The organism is Salinirubellus salinus (assembly GCF_025231485.1).
Taxonomy (GTDB): domain Archaea; phylum Halobacteriota; class Halobacteria; order Halobacteriales; family Haloarculaceae; genus Salinirubellus; species Salinirubellus salinus.
In genome coordinates, this window is record NZ_CP104003.1 from 2,518,099 (window position 1) to 2,540,426 (window position 22,328).

At 71.1% G+C, this 22,328-nt stretch carries 22 protein-coding genes and 1 pseudogene; 13 read left to right on the top strand and 10 right to left on the bottom strand.

Features of this window, described 5'->3' with window-relative positions; translation table 11 throughout:
* The first annotated feature begins 67 nt into the window (after window positions 1-67).
* Window positions 68-1,348 carry an adenosylhomocysteinase gene (locus N0B31_RS13430; protein ID WP_260592138.1) on the top strand — a complete coding sequence of 427 codons (1,281 nt, stop codon included), beginning with the start codon at window positions 68-70 and terminating at the stop codon, window positions 1,346-1,348.
* Window positions 1,349-1,390: 42 nt separating this feature from the next.
* On the top strand, window positions 1,391-1,876 hold the full coding sequence (locus N0B31_RS13435; RefSeq protein WP_260592139.1) for a hypothetical protein: 486 nt from the start codon (window positions 1,391-1,393) through the stop codon (window positions 1,874-1,876).
* Here the strand turns inward: N0B31_RS13435 and N0B31_RS13440 are convergent.
* Entirely contained in the window at window positions 1,868-2,332 is a 465-nt protein-coding gene (locus N0B31_RS13440; RefSeq protein WP_260592140.1) for a hypothetical protein, read from the bottom strand. The two genes, N0B31_RS13435 and N0B31_RS13440, sit on opposite strands and share 9 nt — an antisense overlap.
* 450 nt (window positions 2,333-2,782) lie before the next feature.
* Here N0B31_RS13440 and leuS point away from each other — a divergent pair, with 450 nt between their 5' ends.
* The gene (gene leuS, locus N0B31_RS13445) at window positions 2,783-5,641 is read left to right on the top strand and encodes a leucine--tRNA ligase (RefSeq protein WP_260592141.1); all 2,859 of its coding nucleotides are present in this window, start codon (window positions 2,783-2,785) and stop codon (window positions 5,639-5,641) included.
* 16 nt (window positions 5,642-5,657) lie between these two features.
* On the opposite strand, the gene N0B31_RS13450 is transcribed toward leuS, so the two are convergent.
* Entirely contained in the window at window positions 5,658-7,493 is a 1,836-nt protein-coding gene (locus N0B31_RS13450; RefSeq protein ID WP_260592142.1) for a hypothetical protein, read from the bottom strand.
* Between the two features lie 98 nt (window positions 7,494-7,591).
* Complete coding sequence (locus N0B31_RS13455) at window positions 7,592-8,857, bottom strand: thrombospondin type 3 repeat-containing protein (RefSeq protein WP_260592143.1); 1,266 nt, start codon at window positions 8,855-8,857, stop codon at window positions 7,592-7,594.
* 147 nt (window positions 8,858-9,004) lie between these two features.
* Here N0B31_RS13455 and N0B31_RS13460 point away from each other — a divergent pair.
* Window positions 9,005-9,556 (top strand): annotated as a pseudogene (locus tag N0B31_RS13460) (AAA family ATPase); the annotation flags it as partial.
* A 24-nt stretch (window positions 9,557-9,580) separates the two neighbouring features.
* On the top strand, window positions 9,581-10,009 hold the full coding sequence (locus N0B31_RS13465) for an RNA-binding domain-containing protein (RefSeq protein ID WP_380628469.1): 429 nt from the start codon (window positions 9,581-9,583) through the stop codon (window positions 10,007-10,009).
* Between the two features lie 375 nt (window positions 10,010-10,384).
* On the opposite strand, the gene N0B31_RS13470 is transcribed toward N0B31_RS13465, so the two are convergent.
* Window positions 10,385-11,488: a molybdopterin-dependent oxidoreductase gene (locus N0B31_RS13470; protein ID WP_380627810.1), complete on the bottom strand. Its 1,104-nt coding sequence runs from the start codon at window positions 11,486-11,488 to the stop codon at window positions 10,385-10,387.
* Between the two features lie 104 nt (window positions 11,489-11,592).
* Here N0B31_RS13470 and N0B31_RS13475 point away from each other — a divergent pair, with 104 nt between their 5' ends.
* Window positions 11,593-12,564: a CBS domain-containing protein gene (locus N0B31_RS13475; protein WP_260592144.1), complete on the top strand. Its 972-nt coding sequence runs from the start codon at window positions 11,593-11,595 to the stop codon at window positions 12,562-12,564.
* A gap of 4 nt (window positions 12,565-12,568) precedes the next feature.
* Here N0B31_RS13475 and N0B31_RS13480 read toward each other — a convergent pair whose 3' ends face one another.
* Window positions 12,569-12,796, bottom strand: coding sequence for a hypothetical protein (locus tag N0B31_RS13480; RefSeq protein ID WP_260592145.1), 228 nt, complete (start codon window positions 12,794-12,796; stop codon window positions 12,569-12,571).
* Between the two features lie 167 nt (window positions 12,797-12,963).
* Window positions 12,964-13,986 carry a nucleoside recognition protein gene (locus N0B31_RS13485; protein WP_260592146.1) on the bottom strand — a complete coding sequence of 341 codons (1,023 nt, stop codon included), beginning with the start codon at window positions 13,984-13,986 and terminating at the stop codon, window positions 12,964-12,966.
* A 133-nt stretch (window positions 13,987-14,119) separates the two neighbouring features.
* Between N0B31_RS13485 and N0B31_RS13490 the strand changes: the two genes are divergently transcribed.
* Together N0B31_RS13490 and N0B31_RS13495 are read left to right on the top strand one after the other, a co-directional pair.
* Entirely contained in the window at window positions 14,120-14,542 is a 423-nt protein-coding gene (locus tag N0B31_RS13490) for a DUF4260 family protein (protein ID WP_260592147.1), read from the top strand.
* Between the two features lie 52 nt (window positions 14,543-14,594).
* The gene (locus N0B31_RS13495) at window positions 14,595-15,194 is read left to right on the top strand and encodes a class I SAM-dependent methyltransferase (protein WP_260592148.1); all 600 of its coding nucleotides are present in this window, start codon (window positions 14,595-14,597) and stop codon (window positions 15,192-15,194) included.
* Between the two features lie 14 nt (window positions 15,195-15,208).
* Here the strand turns inward: N0B31_RS13495 and N0B31_RS13500 are convergent, their stop codons facing one another.
* Window positions 15,209-15,403, bottom strand: coding sequence for a hypothetical protein (locus tag N0B31_RS13500; RefSeq protein WP_260592149.1), 195 nt, complete (start codon window positions 15,401-15,403; stop codon window positions 15,209-15,211).
* A gap of 42 nt (window positions 15,404-15,445) precedes the next feature.
* The gene (locus tag N0B31_RS13505) at window positions 15,446-15,847 is read right to left on the bottom strand and encodes a MoaD/ThiS family protein (protein ID WP_260592150.1); all 402 of its coding nucleotides are present in this window, start codon (window positions 15,845-15,847) and stop codon (window positions 15,446-15,448) included.
* A 96-nt stretch (window positions 15,848-15,943) separates the two neighbouring features.
* Here N0B31_RS13505 and N0B31_RS13510 point away from each other — a divergent pair, with 96 nt between their 5' ends.
* Window positions 15,944-16,570, top strand: coding sequence for a helix-turn-helix domain-containing protein (locus tag N0B31_RS13510; RefSeq protein ID WP_260592151.1), 627 nt, complete (start codon window positions 15,944-15,946; stop codon window positions 16,568-16,570).
* Window positions 16,571-16,577: 7 nt separating this feature from the next.
* On the opposite strand, the gene N0B31_RS13515 is transcribed toward N0B31_RS13510, so the two are convergent.
* Together N0B31_RS13515 and upp are read right to left on the bottom strand one after the other, a co-directional pair.
* Complete coding sequence (locus tag N0B31_RS13515; protein ID WP_260592152.1) at window positions 16,578-17,660, bottom strand: THUMP domain-containing class I SAM-dependent RNA methyltransferase; 1,083 nt, start codon at window positions 17,658-17,660, stop codon at window positions 16,578-16,580.
* A gap of 266 nt (window positions 17,661-17,926) precedes the next feature.
* Window positions 17,927-18,601 carry a uracil phosphoribosyltransferase gene (upp, locus tag N0B31_RS13520; RefSeq protein ID WP_260592153.1) on the bottom strand — a complete coding sequence of 225 codons (675 nt, stop codon included), beginning with the start codon at window positions 18,599-18,601 and terminating at the stop codon, window positions 17,927-17,929.
* Between the two features lie 208 nt (window positions 18,602-18,809).
* Here upp and N0B31_RS13525 point away from each other — a divergent pair, with 208 nt between their 5' ends.
* The 4 genes from N0B31_RS13525 (at window position 18,810) to N0B31_RS13540 (ending at window position 22,305) form a co-directional block, all read left to right on the top strand.
* Window positions 18,810-19,553, top strand: coding sequence for a CAP domain-containing protein (locus tag N0B31_RS13525; protein ID WP_260592154.1), 744 nt, complete (start codon window positions 18,810-18,812; stop codon window positions 19,551-19,553).
* A 61-nt stretch (window positions 19,554-19,614) separates the two neighbouring features.
* On the top strand, window positions 19,615-20,739 hold the full coding sequence (locus tag N0B31_RS13530; RefSeq protein WP_260592155.1) for a S1C family serine protease: 1,125 nt from the start codon (window positions 19,615-19,617) through the stop codon (window positions 20,737-20,739).
* A gap of 4 nt (window positions 20,740-20,743) precedes the next feature.
* On the top strand, window positions 20,744-20,923 hold the full coding sequence (locus N0B31_RS13535) for a hypothetical protein (RefSeq protein ID WP_260592156.1): 180 nt from the start codon (window positions 20,744-20,746) through the stop codon (window positions 20,921-20,923).
* 551 nt (window positions 20,924-21,474) lie between these two features.
* The gene (locus N0B31_RS13540) at window positions 21,475-22,305 is read left to right on the top strand and encodes an aldo/keto reductase (RefSeq protein ID WP_260592157.1); all 831 of its coding nucleotides are present in this window, start codon (window positions 21,475-21,477) and stop codon (window positions 22,303-22,305) included.
* Window positions 22,306-22,328 lie beyond the last annotated feature (23 nt).

Genomic DNA, 22,328 nt, shown 5'->3' on the forward strand with positions numbered 1-22,328 from the left:
CCCGCCCAGCGGCGGCGCTCTCGGCGCGTCCCGGTAGGTTCTTCCGCCCCCTGTCCTACCTGCCGGTATGAGCTACGCACCCATCTCCGAACAGCTGGACGACCCGGAGACGGCCCGCGAGTCGGGCCGGAAGAAGATGGACTGGGCGAAAGAGCACATGCCCATCCTCGAGTCCCTGCGCGAGGGGTTCGTCGCGGACCAGCCGTTCGCCGGCGAGGTCGTCGGGATGGCGATGCACGTGGAGGCGAAGACGGCCATCCTCGCCGAGACGCTCGCGGAGGGTGGCGCGGAGGTCGCCATCACCGGCTGTAACCCACTGTCGACCCACGACGACGTGAGCGCCGCGCTCGACGCCCACGAGAACGTCACCTCCTACGCCCGCCGCGGGGTCGACGACGAGGAGTACTACGAGGCCATCGAGGCCGTCATCGCGCACGAACCGACCATCACCGTCGACGACGGGATGGACATGGTCGCGGCCATCCACGAGGACTACCCCGAACTGATCGACACCATCGTCGGCGGCTGCGAGGAGACGACCACTGGCGTCCACCGCCTCCGCGCGATGGACGACGACGGCGAACTCCGCTACCCCGTCTTCGCGGTGAACGACACCCCGATGAAGCGCCTGTTCGACAACGTCCACGGCACCGGCGAGTCGGTGCTCGCCAACCTCGCCATGACGACGAACCTCTCGTTCGCGGGCAAGACCATCGTCGTCGCCGGCTACGGCGACTGCGGCCGCGGCCTCGCGAAGAAGGCCGCCGGGCAGAACGCCCACGTCGTCGTGACCGAGGTCGAACCCCGCCGCGCGCTCGAGGCCCACATGGAGGGTTACGAGGTCCTCCCGATGCGCGAGGCCGCCGCCGAGGCCGACGTGATCGTCACGACGACCGGGAACCGCGACGTGGTCACGGAGGAGCACTTCGAGGTCATGAAGGACGGCGTCCTGCTGGCGAACGCGGGGCACTTCGACGTCGAGGTCAACCTCGACCAGCTGTCGGACCTCGCCACCAGCGTCACCGACGTGCGCGACGGCGTCCGGGAGTACCAGATGGCCGACGGCCGCCGCCTGAACGTGCTCGCGGAGGGCCGACTCGTCAATCTCGCCGGCCCCATCTCCCTCGGTCATCCGGTCGAGGTGATGGACCAGAGCTTCGGCGTGCAGGCCGTCTGTGTGCGCGAACTCGTGGAGGCGGGCGACGAGTACGAGGCCGGCGTCCACGACGTGCCCGACCGCCTCGACATCGAGGTCGCGGAAGTCAAACTCGAAGCCGAGGGCGTCGAGATCGACGACCTCAGCGACGCGCAGGCCGAGTACATGGGCTCGTGGGAGCACGGGACCTGAGCGGCCGGTAGTTTTTCTCCGACGGCGGCCCGATTCCCGGCTATGTCCACGCCCTCCACCGCCCGTCAGGGCCACGTCGCCGCTCTCCAGTGGGGTCTCGTGCAGGCCGCGCTGGTCGCCGTCGGCGGCGGCCTGCTCTCGGGGTACTACGACCTGACGACCGAGTCCATCTTCGTGCCCGGATGGGTCCTCTCGGCACAGGCCGCCCCGCTCGTCGCCTTCGTCGTCGGCGCGTACGGCGGCTACACGTGGGTGAGCGGCGGGTACGCGAGTACGACCCGTGAGGCCCACCGCACCCGTGTTCGGTTCGTCGCCGCGCTCGTCGGGCTGTGGGCCGCCCACCTCCCCGTCGAACTGGGCCTGCTGGTGGCCGTGGATTCGGCGCTCCTGCGGGCGTTCGGCCCGCCTGCGTTCACGCTCCTCTTGTTCGTCGCCGCGTATCTGCTGGCCTATCGTGTCGACCCGGCGGTGTTCAGACGGGTGCAAGAGCGACTCGCGCCGACGGGCCGGCGAGCAGAATCACAGTAGTGCGAGCAGTCGGTCGACCGTCTCGTCCGCGACCGCTCGCCAGTCTCCGGGGCGCTCCCCGCCACGCTTCGGCGGCACGAGGTCGAACTCGACCGGGTGGTAGGTGAGATACTCGAACGAGTCGGCGGCGACACGCCCCACGAACTCGGCGTTCTCGCGCTTCGAGGAGACGCCGCCGGAAGCGAGGTCGTAGTAGCCCGTGAACACCTGGAACGCCGAGACCCGTTCGAAGTCGAGTCGACCCTCCGAGAGGTGACGGAACAGTTTCGCGGTGTTGTCCGCGGGGTCGGCCCGCCGCCACTCTAGTTCCAGGAGGACGAGTTGGTCCGGTGACTCGCCGCCCACGTCGACGGGCGTGCCGGCGACCCGGTACTCCGTCTCCCAGTCGAACTCGGGGCGTCGCTCGGCGAGGCGCGAGCGGAGATGTGTGTTCACGTCGTCGGCGAACTCGCCCACGAGCTCGTCACGCGTGGCGTGTCCTCTTGGGTGTGGCGGTGGTTTTGGGGAGAGAGTGCTGACCAACAGCCGCGAACCGCGTGAGAGACGATAGCCAGAACGGCCAGCAACCGCGCGAATCGCGGTACATGGTAAACCGCACAGCCCAGCAACAACCCTCGTGCCTCCCCAACCGATTCCTTCGCTCCCGTTGGCCGCTCAGTCATCCCTCGCGTGGGGTCGTTCGCGAACCTCGCTGTCGCTCGGCACCGCTCACCGCACGCGCCGAGGACTTCGCCCGACCGAGCGAACGACACGGCCTGCCCGGGCGCGCTCGTACCAGCGAGCGTGGGCGCGCTCGGCGCAGCACCCACTACACGCTCGACTCCACAGACACCACACCGACCCACGCCAACGACCCACACGGCCGAGTAAGGCACTTCTTATGGGACGCCCCCGTCAGCACGCAGTATGAGCGAGTACGACCCCCACGCGGTCGAGGAACGCTGGCGTGACCGCTGGCAGGAGGAGGGCACCTACGAGGCCGACCCGGACGAGGCGGGCGAACCCACGTTCGTCACCGTCCCGTACCCGTACCCGAGCGGCGGGATGCACATCGGCCACGCCCGCACGTACACCGTGCCGGACGTGTACGCGCGCTACCGGCGGCTGCAGGGCGACAACGTCCTCTTTCCCATCGCGTGGCACGTCACGGGCACCCCCATCATCGGGGCCGTCGAACGCCTGAAGAAGGGCGAGGAGAAACAGCTCTCCGTGCTGCGGGACACGTACAACGTCCCCGAGGACACCCTGCAGGACCTGGAGACGCCGATGGGGTTCGCCCGCTACTTCATCGAGGAACACTACAAGAAGGGGATGCGCTCGCTGGGCCTCTCCATCGACTGGCGACGCGAGTTCACCACCAACGACGAGCGCTACCAGCGGTTCATCACGTGGCAGTACGAGACCCTGCGCGACCGCGGCCTGCTGGAGAAGGGGCTCCACCCGGTGAAGTACTGCACCAACGAGCAACAGCCGGTCACCACCCACGACATCCTCGAGGGCGAGGAGGCCGAGTTCCAGGAGTACACGCTGGTCAAGTTCACCGTCACGCTGCCCGACGGCGACACCGCCGTCGCGCCGATGGCGACGCTGCGCCCGGAGACGGTCCGCGGCGTGACGAACGCCTTCGTCAAGCCGAGCGGGTCGTACGTCAAGGCGAGTGTCGACGGCGAGACGTGGGTCGTCAGCGAGACGGCCGCTGAGAAACTGCGCCTGCAGGAGCGGACCGTTGAGGTCCTCGACACCTTCGAGGGCGAGGAACTGGTCGGCGTCGAGGCGACGAACCCCATCACCGAGGACGAGGTCGTCGTCCTCCCGGCCTCCTTCGTCGACCCGGAGAACGCCACGGGTGTCGTGATGTCCGTGCCGGCGCACTCCCCGGACGACTACGTCGCGCTGCAGGAGGTCAAGGACGACGCCGACTCGCTGGCCGAGTACGGCATCGACCCCGACGCGGTCCGGGCCCTCGAGCCCATCCCCATCCTGACCATCGAGGGGTACGGCGAGATCCCCGCGAAGGACGCGGTCGAGCAGGCCGGCGTCACCTCGCAGGACGACCCGGCGCTGGAGGCGGCCACGCAGGAACTCTACAACCGCGAGTTCCACCAAGGTGAGCTGATAGACGCGTACGGCGAGTACGCCGGCCGCGTCGTCGAGGACGTCCGCGAGGCGTTCCGCGACCACTACCGCCGCACGGGGCAGTTCGGTCAGTTCTACGAGTTCACCGAGGAGGTCGTCTGCCGGTGTGGCGGGGCCGTCGAGGTGGCCAAGCAGGACACCTGGTTCCTGCGGTACAACGACGAGGACTGGAAGGCCGAGACCAAACGCGCCATCGACCGGCTGACGGCCATCCCGGAGAACACGCGCGAGCAGTACACCCACACCGTCGACTGGCTGAACGAGTGGCCCTGCATCCGCAACTACGGGCTGGGCACCCGGCTGCCGTGGGACCAGGACTTCGTCATCGAGCCGCTGTCGGACTCGACCATCTACATGGCGTACTACACCATCGCCCACCGGCTGGACGACGTCCCGCCCGAGGGGATGACCCGTGAGTTCTTCGACACGCTGTTCTACGGTGCGGACGCGGTCGACGACCCGGACGAACACGCCCTGGACCTGCGCGAGGAGTGGGACCACTGGTACCCCGTCGACGTCCGGGTGAGCGCGAACGACCTCATCTCGAACCACCTGACGTTCTTCCTGTACCACCACGCGGAGCTGTTCGACGAGGACAACTGGCCCGAGGGCATCACCATCATGGGGATGGGCCTGCTGGAGGGGCAGAAGATGTCCTCCTCGAAAGGGCACGTGGTCCTGCCGGGCGAGGCCGTCTCGGAGTACGGCGCCGACACCGCCCGGTTCTTCCTGCTGAACTCCGCCGAGCCGTGGCAGGACTTCGACTGGCGGGCCGACCAGGTCGAGACGGTCCACGACCAGTTGCGGCGGTTCTGGGACCGGGCGGCGCGCATCATCGAGAGCGAGGCCCCCGAGGACCCCGACCTCCGGCCCATCGACGAGTGGCTGCTCTCCAGACTGCAGACGACCGTCCGCGAGGCGACCGAGGCGCTCGACGGCTTCGAGACGCGAACCGCCTCGCAGGCCGCGTTCTACGCCTTCGAGGAGTCGCTGCGCTGGTACCGCCGACGCACCGACCTCGACCGGCCGGGCGCGCGCTACACCCAGCGCGAGGTACTGCGGACGCGCCTCGAACTGCTGGCCCCGTTCGTCCCGTTCATGGCGAACGAACTCCACGAGCGGCTGACCGGCGAGCCCGCCGAGGAGTGGCCCGAGGTCGACGAGTCGCTGGAGTCCGCCGCAGTGGAGGCCCGCGAGACGCTCGTCCGGGACCTGACCGACGACGTGAACGACATCGTGGACGTGGTCGGGAGCGACCCGGAGGTCATCCGCGTCTACGCCGCCGCCGACTGGAAGCGCGACGTGCTGGAACAGGTCGTCGAGACCGGCCCCGACGTGGGTGCGGTGATGGGCGAGGTGATGTCCGACCCCGACCTGCGCGAGAAGGGGAACGCCGTGAACCAGCTGGTGCAGGACCTCGTCGAGGTGGTCCGCGAGCGCGACGCCGACACGCTGGCGGACCTGCGCGCGCTGGACGAGGTCGAGGTGTACGAGGACGCCGCCGCGTTCCTCGAACGCGAGTTCGGTGCGGACGTAGAGGTCTACGCCGAGGACGACCCGGATGCGGTGGACCCGGAGGGGAAGGCGGGCAACGCCCAGCCGCTGCGGCCGGCCATCCACCTCGAGTAGTCGCGTCGCGCCCCGTTCAGCCGACGAAGCCGTCCGCTTCTATCGCCTCGGCCAGCGCGTCGGGCAGGAAGTCGTCGTCGGGCCCGACGGTGGGTTCGAGGAAGCCACGGTCCGTGTGGAGGGGGTCGTCTGCCAGTCGGCTCTCCTCGGGGAGCCGACCCAGCACGTTGTGCAACAGTTCGTGGGTGAACAGGACGGTGTCGACCGAGCCCGGTTCGTACACCACGAGTTCGCCGGGCGCCTCGGCGCGCGCTTCGTACTCGCCGTCCCGGAACTCCGAGGTGAGTACGACGAGGTGGTACTCACCCGGCCGACTCCCCATGTACGCCTCGGTGTAGAACTGGCCGACGGCGTTCGAGAGGTACTCGTCGCGGTCGTAGTCCCAGACGACCCGCTTGTCGACCGACTGGCGCCGGAGGTGGATGTCGATACCCGTCGAGCCGTCCGGGTTCTCGACGGGCATCCCGGCCCACTGCTCCCGGACGGTGTCGGCCTTCGCGTCGTCGAGACGCGCCCCGCCCGCGGCCCGTATCACCTCGACGTAGAGGTCCATCCGGAGCGGGTCGGCGCCCGGCAGCGGCGCACCGTCGGCCGACTCGCCGGCCACCTCCCACCCGTCGAGCAGTCGGTCGCCGTCCGTGTCCGGGTCGGCCGGGTCGGTGCCGAGTTCGGCCTCCCGGGCGTCGTCCAGCCCGTCGTCGTCCGTGTCCGCCAGCGTCGGGTCGCTCGGCCCGTCGGCCTCCTGCCCGTCGGAAAGCCCGTCGCCGTCCGTGTCGGACTCGGCCGGGTTACTCCCGAGGTCCGCCTCCCGGGCGTCGTCCAGCCCGTCGCCGTCCGTGTCCGCCTGCGTCGGGTCGCTCGGTCCGTCGGCCTCCTGGCCGTCGGGGAGCCCGTCGCCGTCCGTGTCGGCCTCGGTCGGGTCCGTCGGCCCCCCCACCTCGTCGCGGTCGTCCAGCCCGTCGCCGTCCGTGTCGGCCTCGGTCGGGTCCGTCGGCAGGTCGAGCACCTCTGCCCGGTCGTCCAGCCCGTCACCGTCCGAGTCCGCCTCGGCCGGGTCGGTCCCGTACACCTGGACCTCCGTTCCGTCCTCGAAGCCATCGTCGTCCGTGTCGACCGCGAGTGGGTCCGAGCCGAGGTCGACCTCCCGGCCGTCTGCCAGCCCGTCGTCGTCCGTGTCGACCACGAGCGGGTCGGTGCCGCGTTCGGCCTCCTCGCCGTCCGACAGCCCGTCGTCGTCCGTGTCGACCACGAGCGGGTCGGTGCCGCGTTCGGCCTCCTCGCCGTCCGACAGCCCGTCGTCGTCCGTGTCGGCCACCGTCGAATCCGTCGGCCCATCGGCCTCCTCGGCGTCGTCGAGCCCGTCACCGTCTGTGTCCGAGTCGGTCGGGTCGGTACCGAGGTCGACCTCTCGGCTGTCCGACAGTCCGTCACCGTCCGTGTCGGCCACTGTCGGGTCGGACGAACCCTCGGCCTCCGCGCCGTCCGACAGTCCGTCACCGTCCGTGTCCGGGTCGGTCGGGTCGGTGCCGAGCTCGGCCTCCCGGCCGTCAGAGAGTCCGTCACCGTCCGAGTTCTCCGCGGCCGGGTCGGCCCCCGCGTCGAGTTCCGCACCGTCACGGAGGCCGTCGCCGTCCGTGTCGGCCACGAGCGGCGAGCTCGCCCCTGCGAGTTCCGTCCCGTCGGTCAGACCGTCCCCGTCGCTGTCGGGCGAGAGCGGGTCCGTCCCGAGTCGCAGCTCGTCGGCCGCGGTGACCGAGTCGCCGTCGACGGAGTAGACGTCCGTCGTCGCCACCGCGCCGACCCCGACACCGCTCGTGAGGAGGAGTGCAACCACCCCGACCACCAGTCGCATAGCCGTCACGAACGGTCACGCGAGGCTAACAGTTTCGGTCGGGGAAACGTCCGTGTCGAGGCGGACTGGAGGCGGGCGCGGGGGGAGACAGGAGTGCCTCAGCCCGCGAAGCCGTCCTCCTCGAGTTGCTCGGCGATCGAGTCGGGCAGGTGGGGGTCGGCGCCGGTCGGCGTGAGGAACCCCTCGCTGGCGTGGTACGGGTCGTCCTCGAGTGCCAGCGGGGAGTCCAGTCGGCCCAGCACGTTGTGGAGGAGTTCGTGGGTGAGGACGTCCGGGCGGAGCCCGGGCCACGGCGCGTAGACGGTCACCCGGCCGGGCGCCTGGCCGAAGGCCGCCGAGCTGCCGAACTCGTACTCCGTCGTGGCCACGGCGAGGTGGTACTCGCCCGTCCGGTTGCCGAGGTACCGCTCGTCGTAGTAGTCTCGTGCGTCCCGGTCGGCGTCGCCGTCGACGTGGACCACCTCGCCGTCGACGGTCTGTCGACTGACGTGGATGTCGATCCCCGTGGACCCGTCGGGGTTCTGGACCGGCATCTCCGCCCAGTAGCGGACGAGCGTCTCCTCCTCGCGCTCGGTGAGCCGGTCACCCTCCACCGGCCGCAGGAGTTCGACGTAGAGGTCCATCCGGAGCGGGTCGGCGTCCGGTAGCGGCGCACCGTCGGCCGACTCGCCGGCCACCTCCCACCCGTCGAGCAGTCGGTCGCCGTCCGTGTCCGGGTCGGTCGGGTCGGTGCCGAGCGCCACCTCCTCGCCGTCGGCCAGCCCGTCGTCGTCGGTGTCGGCCAGCAGCGGGTCCGTCCCCCCGTCACTCTCGTCCGGGTCCGAGAGGCCGTCGTCGTCGGTGTCGGCCAGCAGGGGGGCCATCCCGACCGCGAGTTCCGTGTCGTCGTCGAGCGAGTCGCCGTCCGAGTCGACCGCGAGCGGGTCCGTCCCGAAGGCGGCCTCCCGCGAGTCGAGGAGGGTATCACCGTCGGTGTCGTCGGCGAGGGGGTCCGTGCCGTCGGTGGCCTCCTGCCCGTCGGTGAGGCCGTCGCCGTCCGTGTCCGCCACGGTCGGGTCGGTGCCGGCGTCCAGTTCGGCCGGGTCGTCGAGCCCGTCGTCGTCGGTGTCGACGAGCGTCGGGTCCGTCGGCCCGTCGAGTTCGACCGGGTCGGCGAGACCGTCGCCGTCCGTGTCTGCCCGTGTCGGGTCGGTGTCGAAGGTCCGCTCGTGTCGGTCGAGGAGACCGTCGCCGTCCGAGTCCTGCCCGAGCGGGTCGAGTTCGAGCGGTGAGGGGGCGGCGAGCCCGCCACCTGCACCGACCGCACCGGCACTCACACCACTGACGAGGACGAGAACGACAGCCAGCACCGCCGGCCAGTTCATGTGCCTCCTACCCCCGACGACTTAGAAACCGTACGCTCGATATCGTGTGGCGAGTGGTCGGCGAACGAGACACACCCGACGCCGTGAACGACGCCGCGAGGGGCCAGACGAAACCCTCAAGCGCGCGACGGGGGAACCGGGGACCGAATGCGCGTCATCGGCACCGTCGGCCTGCCCGGCAGCGGGAAGGGTGAGTTCGCCAACGTCGCCCGCGAGATGGGGCTCCCGGTCGTCACGATGGGCGACGTGGTCCGGGCGGAGACCCGTGCCCGTGGGCTGGACCCCGCCGACCACCACGGCGAGGTGGCACAGGCGATGCGCGAGGAGGACGGGCCGCTCGCCATCGCCGAGCGCTCGCTCCCGATGATACGCGAGCGACTCGAGGACCACGACACCGTCGTCGTCGACGGCCTCCGCTCGGGCGACGAGGCCCGCCGCTTCGAGGAGGCGTTCGGCGACGACTTCCTCCTCGTGGCCATCACCGCGCCCGACGAGGTGCGCGCCGAGCGACTGGACCTCCGGGCGCGGGACAACACCGAGGCCGAGAGCATCGCCGACCGCGACGAGCGCGAACTCGGCTTCGGCATGGGCGAGGCCATCGACCGGGCCGCGCTCTCCATCCCGAACGGCGACTCGCTGGCGGCGTTCCAGGCACGAGCGCGGGCGGTCATCGCCGACGGCGTCGAGGCGGCCGACCGCATCGAGGAGATCGTGCGGAACGAGGTGCAGACGGACGGGGGGAGCATCCTCTACAGCGTCGACGTCGAGATCGTCGTCCCCATCAAGGACACCGAGGTGAAGGCCCGCGTCCGCGACGCCGTCGAGGCCCTCTTCCCCGAGGCCGAGTTCGAGGAGGGCCACGGCGAGTTGCGGGGCGAGGCCCACTCGCTCGAACACTTCTCCGAGTTGCTCCACGACCAGCAGATCCTCGACACGGCGCGGGGGCAGTTCTTCGCCGACCAGTCCGGCGATACCTTCTCGTTCGACCTGAAGAAGCAGGCCGCGTTCCGCGGCGTGGTGAACTTCGCCGTCGGGAGTCCGGGCGAACTCGGCGAGATACACGTGCGCGTGAAGGTGCGCGACCCGAGCGTGGAGGCGTACGTCGACCACGTGGCTCCGCCCACGGAGGATGGCAGGCCGGTCACGGAGTAGTGGAGGGACCGTGTTCTGTGGAGGGCGCCGGGGGCGGGAGTGTTCGGTCACTCGAGCGGGGGGCCAGCGCGGTACAATTGGACCGCACAGCCCAGCAGTAGCGCCGGTCGCGCTGTCGCGCGACACGGCAGCCCGGCCCTCCCCCGTTGCGGCGCGATGAAACGCGCCGCAGGCCACGTGGTTCACTCGGTCGAGCGAGAGACACGGCCGGTGAGGACTGCGAGCAGAGCGAGCGGGTCTGAACACGGGGAAGGGCAGGGCTGTCGTGCCGACCCGAACGGGTCGGCCGGCCGCTCGGCTGTGCGTTCCAGTTGAACCGCGATTCGCACTCACGCTGGTCGCCACAGAACCGGAAACACGCACTCCCCGACCACCTCACTCGTCCAGTCCGCTGACGAACACGGCCACCCACTCCGAGCGGTCACGCCGCCGCGTCACCCGCATCCCCTCCACCCACTTCACCCACTGGAACCCCCGGCGCTCCGGCGCGACCAGCCGGAGCGGGAAGCCGTGGCCGTGGCTGAGTCGCTCGTCGTCGACGTGCGTCGCGAGCGTCGCGTCCCGCGCTTCCTCGATGGGGAGCGACCAGCGGTAGCCCGTCACCGAGCGGAACTGGACCCACGCCGCGTCGTCACTCGCACCCGCCTCGTCCAGCAGGTCGCCCACCGAGAGGCCCTGCCAGTCGTGCTCGGAGAACCACCCGGAGGTGCAGTCGAGCAGGACGCGGTCCTCGTGGGCCGGGTCCACGTCGGCGTAGGAGAGCGAGCGCGGCGTCTCGACGGCCCCGCCAACGTCGAGCGTCCACTCGTCCGCGTCGACCGGGTCGGGGTCGTCGGCCACCCACGACGTGATGGGGAAGGCGTTGCCCGCGTCCGACCCGTCCTCGCGCGACCCGGTGAAGCGCCGCTCGGCGCCCGCGGTGTCGAGGACGCGGTTGGCGGACTGCTGGAGGCGCCACGCGGCCGCCGCGCCGACGAGGACGGTGCCGTACTGGAGCGCCGTCCGCCGGCCCTCGAGGTCCGAACGGGCGGGTGGGCGGTAGCGCCGCGAGAGGTGGTACAGCAGCAGGGGGACGACCACGAGGCCGAGGCCGATGTGGAGGTTGAGGAGGCCCCACGGCCCGAGGTCCAGCGACCCACCGAACACCCACCAGACGCCGGTGCCGAGCGCGCCGAGCGTGGCCGTGGCGAGGAGGACCGAGAGCGCGGTGGTGGCGGTCCACGCCCGGCCGGTGACGCGGTAGCGGACCCGCCGGAGCTTGTAGAACAGGAACGCCGTGATGGCGAGGCCGGCGAGGCCGTGGACGACGAACAGCCAGCCGCGGTCGGCCGACCCGGAGACGAGGCTCACGAGGCCCGTCACCAGCACGAGGACGACGAGCGCGAACAGCGACCAGTCGACGAGTCGCGGCCGTGGCTCCAATCGGCGAACCAGCGCCGCGACCCGTCGCCCGAGCGACGCCCCGGAACCGTCGGTCACGGTCGAACTACGGGCGCGGGCGGCATATCTCTCCGGGTCGAGGGTGTCCCGGGGCGCGGGCGAGTGGGGTGGAGTTACGGCGCTGCGCGTCGTGCCCTCCGACGATGCTCGTCTCCCTCTCCGTCCGGGACGTGATGACCCGCGACGTGCTGACGGTCACGCCAGACACGGCCGTTGTGAACGTGGCCGAGCGACTCGCCGCCACCGACGCCGGGTCGCTCGTGGTCTGTGCCGAGTCCGAACCCATCGGCATCGTCACCCGGTCCGACCTCGTCGAGGTGCTCGCGGCCCGCGAGGACCCCGGCCGCACCCTCGTCGTCGACGTGATGAGCGTCGACCTCGTCACGGTCGGCCCGGACGAACCCATCGAGAACGCGGCCGAGCTGCTCGACGAACACGGTATCGGCCACCTCCCGGTCGTCGAGACGGACGACGAAGACGACGAGGGGAACGGCCACATCGTCGGCGTCGTCTCGACGACGGACCTCTCGCACTACCTCCCGTACCTCGGTCGCACCCGGCACGCGCTGGAGCGGCTCCGACGGACCCCCGGCGGCCCGGATACCGCCTACGGCGACCGGGACTGGCACTTCGAACACGAGGGAGTGGAGGACGGACTCACCGTCGACGACCGCATCCACTTCAGGAAACGGCTCTCCGAGGGGGACGTCGCGGCGTTCGCCGACGCAACCGGCGACACCAACCGCGTCCACCTGGACGAGGCGTTCGCCGAGCAGACTCGCTTCGCCGGCCGCATCGCCCACGGCATCCTCACCGCGGGGCTCGTCTCGGCGGCGCTCGCGCGACTGCCCGGCCTGACCATCTACCTCTCGCAGGAACTCTCCTTCCTCGGGCCGGTCCGCATCGGCGAGACGGTCACCGCTGTCTGCCAGGTGCTCGAGGACCTCGGCGGCGGGAAGTTCCGCCTCTCGACGACCGTCTACGACGAGGACGGGGACGCGGTCATCGACGGGGAGGCGGTGGTGCTGGTGGACGAACTGCCAGCGGACGTGGATGCGGAGGCGGACGTGGAGGTGGAGGTGGAGGCGGCCGACGAGCGCGAGGACGAGAACTGAGTCGTCACTCGGTGTCCGTCTCGGGCGACGGCATCGCGGCGTTCTCCGCGTCGGTACAGTTGCGCAGGCGCGCCAGCGAGGTCGGGTCGAACGTGTAGGGCGCCGCCATCGGGGCGATGCGCTGTTCCGCCGTGTCGGCCGGGGTCGCGGCCCAGCGGTCCTCACCGCCGCGGGCGGTGATGTCTGTGGTGGTCGGTGTACGGTCGGTCTGGGGTTGCGGATTGGTGCTCATTGGGTTCGTGTTGGGGGGCGGTCGTCGCGCGAGTCGTCGCTGGTGGGTCGAGAAGAGGGGTCAGTGTACGCGTACAGCGACGGGCATGTACCTCTCACTACAGACCCATCTATCATAAACGTTCATGTTCCACACCACTGTTGCCGCCGGGAGCGTGGGCGGCCGTCTCAGACCGGCAGCGGCGCGTGCAGCACGATGGCGACCGCGAGCGCGATCCAGAGCACCTTCGCCGCCGTGTTCACGAGGATGACCTTGCTGCCGAACTCCGCGCCCCAGATGCCGTACTGGAACGGGATGGAGCGCTTGAACGTCGAGACGGCGAACGAGACGATGCCGCCGAGGAGCATCGTCGCCACCGCGGTCCGGGCGGTGAACACCCCGTCCTCCACCAGCGGTGCGATGACCAGCGCCCCGTTCGTCGTGTCGAGCGCGAAGACGGCGATGACCGGCACGGCCGCCGACGGCAGGCCCGTCAGGTCGGCCAGCGGGTCGCCGGCCGCGGTGATTGCCGTCAGGTCGTAGTAGGTCGTCAGCACGGAGACGAGGGCGTAGACCACGAGCAGGCGCGGGACGATGTCGCGGGTCTTCGAGAACCCCGTGCGCGCCGCGGCCTCGAGTTTCCCGCGCGTGGTGGGCGGCGTGTCCGCGCCGGGGACGGGGTGGTCGCCCGCTCCCGAGCCGTCCGTCACGGCCTCGCCGGAGACACTCTCACGGTCCGCGCGCGAGAGCAGGAGTGCCCCCGCCGCGATACCGGTCAGCGTGATGGCGAGGGCCACGAACGCGCGTGACCCGACGTAGAGCAGGCCGACCTGCAGGCCGAGGATCGGGATCAGCACCGGCGCGTAGAAGGTGAAGATGTGCTGGACGAAGCCGAAGAACGTGTTCACCGTCACGGCGACGAGCGTGGCTCGGTCCGAGAGCGCGCCGGACTCGCGGAACTCCGCGAGCATCCCGTAGCCGGCCGTGGTGGACGCGGTGGTGGTGAGGATGGCGGTCCCCACCTCGTCCGGCAGATTGGCGGGCCGGGTCAGGTACTTCGAGAGGCCGGCGACGTAGCGCACGAGACCGAACTGGACCAGCAGGTCCGCGAGGGACACCCCGACGGCGATGAGGACCGTGATGCGCGCCACCCGTGGGAGGACGGTCCCGACGAGGAGGTCGAACACGCCCGCGAGCGTCGGGTCGGCCATCTGGCCGTGTTTGGCGCCCGTCCGACAAGTGGGTGTCTGTTCCGGCGCGTCCCCGACCCGGCGTGGCGCGTGCTACCTCGGACTGAAGGCGGGTTCTGCGAGCAGTTATCCCGGCTAGCGGCCACCAGCCCCCATGGACGCGACACACGGGACCACCGACGCCGCGGCGTTCGAGGGAGACACGGGCGCCGAGCCACGCACGCCGACCGGCCCGGCCACCCTCCTGCGACTGGAGGGGGTCGCCGCGTTCGCGGCCGCGACGGCCGCCTACTACCTGCTCGGCGGGCCACTCTGGCTCTACCTCCTGCTCGCGCTCGCGCCCGACCTCTCGATGCTCGGCTACGTCGCCGGCCCGCGGGTCGGGAGCGCGGCGTACAACGCCGCACACACCTACGTCGCGCCGCTGGCGCTCGGCGCACTCGCGCTCTGGGTGGGGACCGACCTCCTCGTCCTCGCCGCCCTCGTCTGGGCCGCCCACGTCGGTGTCGACCGGGCGGTCGGTTACGGCCTGAAGTACCCGACCGGCTTCGGCGACACCCACCTCGGGCGGGTCTGACCCCCGTCACCGCCACCCGAACGCCCATCCCCGTCGCACGCCTACCGGGGGCATGGACCGGAACGCGGTGCGGGCGGCCTGGGACCGGGTGAGCGAGACGTACGCGGCCAACCGGAACCCCGACGGGAACGACGCGGCCCTGATCGACGAACTGCTGGCTGACCTGCCTGCCGACGCCCGCGTCCTCGACGTGGGCTGTGGCGACGGGATGCGGACGCTGGCGAACCTCCCGCCCGACGCCGTCGGCCTCGACCTCTCGCGTCGCGGGCTGGAACTCGCGAGCGGGAACGTCCCCAACCCGCTCGTGCAGGGCGACATGGTGCAGTTGCCGTTCGCGGACGACTCGTTCGACGGCATCACGGCCTACCACGCCGTCTTCCACGTCGAGCGCGCCACGCACCCCGCCGTCTACCGGGAGTTCGCCCGCGTCCTGAAGCCGGGCGGGCGGGTGCTCACGACGGTCGGACAGGGTGCCTACCAGAGCACCCGGAAGGACTGGCTCCGCTCGGGTGAGTCGATGTTCTTCTCGACGCCCGGCCGGGACCGGACCGCCGCACAGCTCGAGGAGGCGGGGTTCGACGTGGTCGAAGCGCGCTCCGTCGACGACCCACTCGGCAGTAGCGCGCTGTTCTTCGTCGCGGAGAAGCGCTGACGGCAGGGTGCGGCTCAGCCGTTCACGTCCGTCTCGCTGAACGCCTCGTCGACGGCCCCGTCCAGACCGTCCGCGACGGCGACCTCGTCGAGTGCCGGTTCCTCCACCACGTCGTGTGACGGCGACTCTGCCTGCTCCTCGGTCACCGACTCCTCGCCGGTCACCTCGACGAACAGGTCCGAGAGCCGTCGCTCGCTGTCGGTGGACATCGCGCCTGGACTTGGGCCCGGACGGCAAAAAGTGATACGCTCCTAACAGCAGTACATGAACGGGTAGACCAGCGCCACCCGGTCGCCCTCGGACAGTTCCGTGTCGAAGCCACCGAGGTGCTCGTTGAACTTCCCATTGACCAGCACCCGCGCGTAGGGGCGCGTCTGCTCGCCCTCGGGGTTCTTCCGCCACGTGCCGGGGAGGCTCTCGGGGCGTCGCACCCACCCGCGGGGGGTGGCATCGGCCTCCGTCTCGGCGACGAGCATCTCGGCGAGGCCGGGATGTTCCTCGAAGAACGCCTCGAGGAACTCGCGGAGCGTCGTCCCCTCGAAGGTGAACTCGAAGCGGTGCTCGCCCTCCAGTGCCCGGCGGACGTGGCCCGTCGCCTTCACGTCCACCGTCGTGTTCGTCCGCGTCTCGGGGTCCGTCGCCTGCGTGCTCATGCGTGGACCGAGGGCGGCCGGACGGTTGGGCCTACCCCCGAACGTGTTCGGGTGGTCGGCGCCGGAGTTACGTGCCTCGGCGTCTCACGTCACCTCGTGCCACGCGCCCGTCTCACCGTCACGCTGCCGGACGTCGTCTGGGTCGGCCGCCTCTCGCGGGCCTACCCCGAGACGACGTTCCGCGTGCTCTCGGCGTTCACCACCGGCGAGGGCGGCGTCGGCGTCCTCGAGGTCGAGGGGGACGAGGCCGACCCGCGGGTCGTCGTCGAGGCCATCGAGGAGCAGGCCGACGTGACGGAGGTGACCCTGCTCCACGCCGAGGCCGGCCGGGCGCTCGTCCAGTTCGGTACCACCCAGCCGCAGCTGTTGCAGGCCGTGCAGGCCGCCGGCGCCCCCGTCGACCTCCCGGTCTGCATCGTCGACGGGGCCGCCGAACTGACCGTGACGGCGGCTCACGACCGGCTGGCGGCGCTGGGCGAGCGACTCGACGCCTTCGGCCTCGCGTACCAGCTGGAGTCGCTGGACGGCGACCTGCACCGGACGGACCCGCTGACCGACGGCCAGCGCGACCTCCTCGCGACGGCGCTGGCGGCCGGCTACTACGACACGCCACGGAGCACGACGCTGACGGAGGTGGCCGGGGAGGTCGAGCGGGCGAAATCGACGGTCAGCGAGACGCTCCACCGCGCGGAGTCGGCGCTGGTGCGGTCGTACTTCGACTGAGCCACGCTCAGCGCTCGAACTTCAGCGCCGCGGCCTCCAGCCGCCCGAGTCGCACCGGTAGGCGCTCGTCCGGCGTCCACGGGACGAGGTCCTCGCGCGTCGTGAGCACGACGACCGACCGCCACGAGCCACGGTCGAGCGAGCGGAAGGTGCCCTCGTAGAGCCGTCGGAGGCCACCCCCGTCCATCCGGTGGCCGTACGGCGGGTCGAACACGACGCGGTCGGCGTCGACGGGGGTCTCGGTGGCGTCGGCCACGCGGGCGTCCACGCCGAGGCCGGCGGCCCGTGCGTTCGTCCGGGTCGCCGCCGCGCACTCGGGGTCGGTGTCGAGGGCGCACGTCCGCCCCACGATGGCGCGCTCGCGGTGGTCGGCCCGGACGCGGTCGAGGAGACCGTCGGGGAGGAACGTGAGGTCGGCGAGCGCGTACGCACGGGTCGGGTCGACCGGTCGGCCGCGAGCGGCGAGCGCCGCCTCGACCGGGATCGTACCGGAGCCAGCCATCGGGTCGCAGAGCGTCTCGTGCGGGCGGTGGCCGGCGAACCGGACCAGCGCGGCGGCCGTCGTCGGCCTGACGGTCGCTCCGTGGTCGGCGGTCCGCCACGGCCGGTCGTGGAGGCTCGGCCCCGTGGCGTCGACGGCGAGCGTGAAGCGGTCCTCGCGGACCCACGCCCGCAGGGTCACGTCCGGGTCGTCGAGGTCCACCGGGAGCCGGTGGCCCGTCGCGTCGCGGTAGCCGTCGACGACGGCCTGCCCGACGGCGCTCGCCACGTCCGGACTGCCGAACGGGTGCTCGCCGTGCCGACTCGACCGGACGGCGAACGCCTGTCCGTCCCGGAGGTACCGGGTCCACTCGACGCCCGTGGCCGCCCGCTCGACGTCGGCGAGCGTGTCCACCGTCCCGTCGTGGAGCACCACGTTCGTCCGGTTGAGCGTCCGCGCGTACAGGTTCAGGCGGGCCAGTCCCGCCGGGTCCGTCTCGAAGCGGAGACGACCCCGGGCGGACCGCTCGCCGTCGCTCCCGACGAGGGCGGCCACCTCGTCGGCGGCGACGGGTTCGAGCCCGGGCGTGGTGGTGGCGAGGACGCGCACAGCACCCGTCGGTTGCGCCCGGGCAAGTAGGTGGCGTGTGGGACCGCCGACGCCCCGTTCCCGGTCGTGCCGTCTCCGGAGCGCTCGGTAGCGACCCGTACGCACCCGGAACGGCACGTCCCTCGGTCCCGGACGTTCCGGTGGAGGTAGCACGCAGGCGCCGTGCGCGGTATCTCCACCCGAAGAGAGGGGGAGAGACCGAGAACCGGCGGTAGCGGGCGTTAGGAACCGACTAAGCCGTCGACGGAGTGGCGCGAGATTCCTCGCTACTTCGTCCGGAACGCCCGGTCGCCCGCGTCACCCAGCCCGGGGACGATGTAGCCGTCGTCGTCGAGTCGCTCGTCGATGGCGACGGTCAACAGGTCGGCCTCGGGCACCTCCTCGTGCACGTGGACGAGGCCCGGTGGGGCGCTCACCGCGGAGAGACAGAGCAGTCGCTCGGGCGTGCCGTTCGAGAGCACCTCCTGCAGCACCGACACCATCGTCGACCCGGTGGCGAGCATCGGGTCCGCGACGATGACCGTCTCCTCGGGGCCGATGTCCGGTAGTTTCACGTAGTCGATGGAGATGGGGAACTCGCCGTCCTCGTCCATCCCGGCGCTCTCGTCGCGCGAGGCGGAGATGACCCCCTGTTTCGCGCGGGGGAACGCCTTGACCAGTCCCTCGACGAACGGCGTCGCCGCGCGGAGGACGTTGACGACGACGACGCGGTCGATGCCCTTCACCCGCTCGCCGGTCGTATCGGCGAGCGGGGTCGTGATGGAGACGAACTCCGTGTCCATCATACCGTCGATGATCTCGTAGCCGCAGATGCGCCCCAGTTTCACCAGTCCCTTGCGGAACTCCACCTGTTCGGTGTCGACCGAGCGCAGGTCCGAGAGCGTGTGTTTCGCGAGCGCGTGGGTGATGACGTGCGCGTCACCACGGTCCTCGATGGGCATACAGGGAGTGGTTCGGCTACCGGTATAAAACGGGGCGCTAGACGGTGACATCGGTGCCGTGTCCGGAGGTGTGGACGGGGTCGTCGAGCGGACGGAGGCGTCTCTCGAAGCGAGCGAACCGGCGAGTCGCGCGTCCGCGTCCCGACGCCACACCGGACGACACCGGCGGCGGTCACCTTTTGTTCCCGAGAACCGTACTGTCTCGCGGATGTCGTCCTGCGTCGTCTGCGGCGCCGAGACCACCGTCACGGCCGCCTGCCCCCACTGCGCCGAGCCCGTCTGTGCCGAGCATCGGCCACCCGTGGCCCACGACTGCGCGGGCGTCGACGCCGAACGCACGGGCGGGTGGGTCGTGGACCTCGACGGCCCCCAACCCGACCGGTCGACGCCGGCCGACGACTCGTGGCGCGACCTGCTCCGGCCCTCCCGCGGCGGGCTGTGGCTCGCCGCGGGGACGCTGTTCGTCGTCGCGGCGGCCGTCCTCCTCGTGGGTGTCGGGGTCCCCGGCCTCGGCGGGGAGATCGTCGCGAGCGCGGGCGCCTCGAACGCGACGGCCGTCGAGCAGGCCATCGTCGCCGAGGTGAACGACGCGCGGGCGAGTCGTGACCTGCGGGAACTCGAGGCGAACGCCACGCTCGCGACGGTGGCCGAGGCGCACTCGCTCGACATGCGCGAGCGTGACTTCGTCGGCCACGAGAACCCCGACGGCGAGGGACTCGGGGCGCGGTACGCCGCCGCCGGCCTCTCGTGTCCCGGTGGGGAGAACATCTACTACGCGCCGAACGGGGCGCTCGCGGTGTCGCCGGGCGCGCTCGCCGACCACGTCGTCCGGTCGTGGCTGAACAGCGAGGGCCACCGCGAGACGCTGTTGCGCGAGCGGTTCGACCGGCAGGGCATCGCCGTCGTCTTCGGCGACGACGGGGCGGTCTGGGTGACACAGACGTTCTGCTGAGTCGGACCGTACGGCGCGACGACGGGGCGGGTTTTTCACTCGGCCGCCCGAACTGGGAGGTGTGAACGGAGACGGCACGCGGACCGACGGCGACGCTGGCCACACTCGCCGGGCGGTGCTGGCGGCGCTCGGGGGCGCGAGCGTCGCCCTCGCCGGCTGTGCGACCACCGCCGACCCCGCCGAGGACGGCGAGACCGGGGGCGCCGGCGACCCCGCGGGCGACGTCCAGCAGTCGGCAGTGTCGCCTTTCACCGGCGTCTACCGCGACATCGTCGACAGCGTCGTCGTCGTCCGCGGGTACGACGAGAACGGTCGGGTGGGACAGGGGTCGGGGTTCCTCGCGTTCGACGGCGTCGTCGTGACGAACCAGCACGTCGTCGCCGGGACCGAGGAACTCGTCGTCGGATTCACCGACGGGACGACGACCGACGGCGAACTGCTCGGGGCGGACGTCTACTCCGACCTCGCGGCCATCGAGCTGGCCGACCGCCCCGACGCCGGCGGCGGCCCGCTCCCGTTCGTCGAGGCCGAACCCCCGGTCGGGACCGAGGTACTCGCGGTGGGCGCTCCGTTCGGACTCGGGGAGTCCGCGTCCGCCGGTATCGTCTCGGGCGTCGACCGGCCGCTCCCCTCACAGACCGGGTTCTCCGTGGCCGACACGGTCCAGACGGACGCGGCGGTCAACCCCGGCAACTCCGGGGGTCCGCTCGTCACCACGGACGGCGAGGTGGTGGGCGTCATCTCGGCGGGCGGCGGCGAGAACATCGCGTTCGGCATCAGTGCCGCGCTCGTCCAGCGCGTGGTGCCGGCGCTCGTCGAGGACGGCGAGTACGACCACTCCTACATGGGCATCGGTCTGACCGAGGTGACCCCGCCGCTGGTGCGGGCCAACGGCTTCGACCGCTCGACCGGCGTCTACGTCGACGCGGTGCTGGAGGGTGGGCCCTCCGACGGCACCCTCCGGGGGAGCACCGGTCGGGGCGAGGCGCTCGGGGTCCGGGTGCCGACCGGCGGTGACCTGATAATCGGGCTGGACGGCCGGACGGTCCGGTCGCTGGGCGACCTCTCGACGCACCTCGCGTTGCGCACCTCGCCGGGCGACGTCCTCTCCGTCAGCCTCGTCCGCGACGGGGAGCGCCGCGACCTCTCGATGACGCTCGGCGAGCGGCCGCCGCCGACCGGGTGAGCCGATGCCCGGGGCACCCGAACGGGCCGGACCGTTCGACTGCGAGTGTGGCGCCTGCGTGTCCCGTGAGGCCGCCAGTCGGACCGAGACGTACGGTGGGCTGGACCCGACGAAGTGGCAGACGCTCTGCTGTCCCGAGTGTGGCCGGCGGCTGAAGACCGTCTTCGTCGGCGGCGAGGGCTGAGTCGCTCCCGTGACGGACGGTCTCGAGTTCGGGAGTCGTGAGATTCACCTAGTCTGAGCGACAAGTTCAAATACTCCCGCGTCCTCTGTTCGTGTTGCCCTGCGAGGACGCAGGGGGACATCGGACGCCGAGCGAGCGACTCACGTCACTCGCGAGGGAGAGGTCACAACCGAAGACCCGGTAACACGGGCACGAGGTCACGGCCTCGAAGGAGAACCGAACCGTCCCAGCGCCCGACCACCGCGGCGGTCGGGGACGAAGGCCGAGTACCGGACCACCCGTGAGGGGAGTTCGCGAAAGGGAGCCGAACGGACATGTGGGTGCAAACCCCACTGGAATCGGCGGGGCTGACGCGTATACGCGTCGAACCGTCGAACAGGGCCGTGCAAGTCGGCCGGAAGTCCCAGTACGCACCCGGGCCGTGCGGGACGGGGAAAACGTCACCCGTCCGACCCCAAACTGCCGTCCTCGTGGGATTCTGCAGTCGATTCCACCCCGAGCGGCGACGCCGCCGGGGGTGCCTTCTTGTGACCACCGAACGACGTGTCGGTATGGACCCGACGTTCGACATCGGCGGCGACACTGTGAACCGACTGGGGTTCGGCGCGATGCGGCTCTGCGGCCCGAACATCCTCGGTTCACCCGAGGACGAGGCCGAGGCCAGGCGCGTCCTCCGCCGGGCGGTTGAACTCGGCGTCGACTTCGTCGACACCGCGGACTCCTACGGACCGGGAGTCTCCGAGCGGCTCATCGGCGAGGAACTGGACCTCACCGGCGACGACTCGGACGTGTTCGTGGCCACGAAGGCCGGCCTCCTGCGGAACGCGAGCGGCGAGTGGCTCCGACACGGCGACCCGGACTACGTCCGGAACCAGGTGCTCGTGAGCCGCGACCGTCTCGGCGTCGACACCATCGACCTCTACCAGTACCACGCGCCCGACGAGGACGTCCCGTTCGAGGACGCGGTGACGACGTTCGCCGAGCTCAAGGACGAGGGGTTCGTCCGGCACGTCGGGCTCTCGAACGTCACCGTCGAGCAACTGGAGACGGCCCGGGAGATCGTCGACGTCGCCACCGTCCAGAACCAGTACAACGTCGGCAACCGGGCCGACGAGGCCGTCCTCGAGGCCTGCGAGGAGCACGACGTGGGGTTCGTCCCGTACTTCCCCGTCGGCGCGGGGAACCTCGACGACGTGGCCGGCGTGCGCGAGGTGGCCGAGCGCCACGACACCACCGTCTACCAGGTGGCGCTGGCGTGGTTGCTCCACCACTCGCCCGTGACGCTCCCCATCCCGGGCACCTCCTCCGTCGCCCACCTGGAGGAGAACGTGGCCGCCGCCGACCTCGAACTGACCGACGAGGACCTCGCGCTGCTGGACTGAACGGTCGGCGGTCGGCGGGTGCC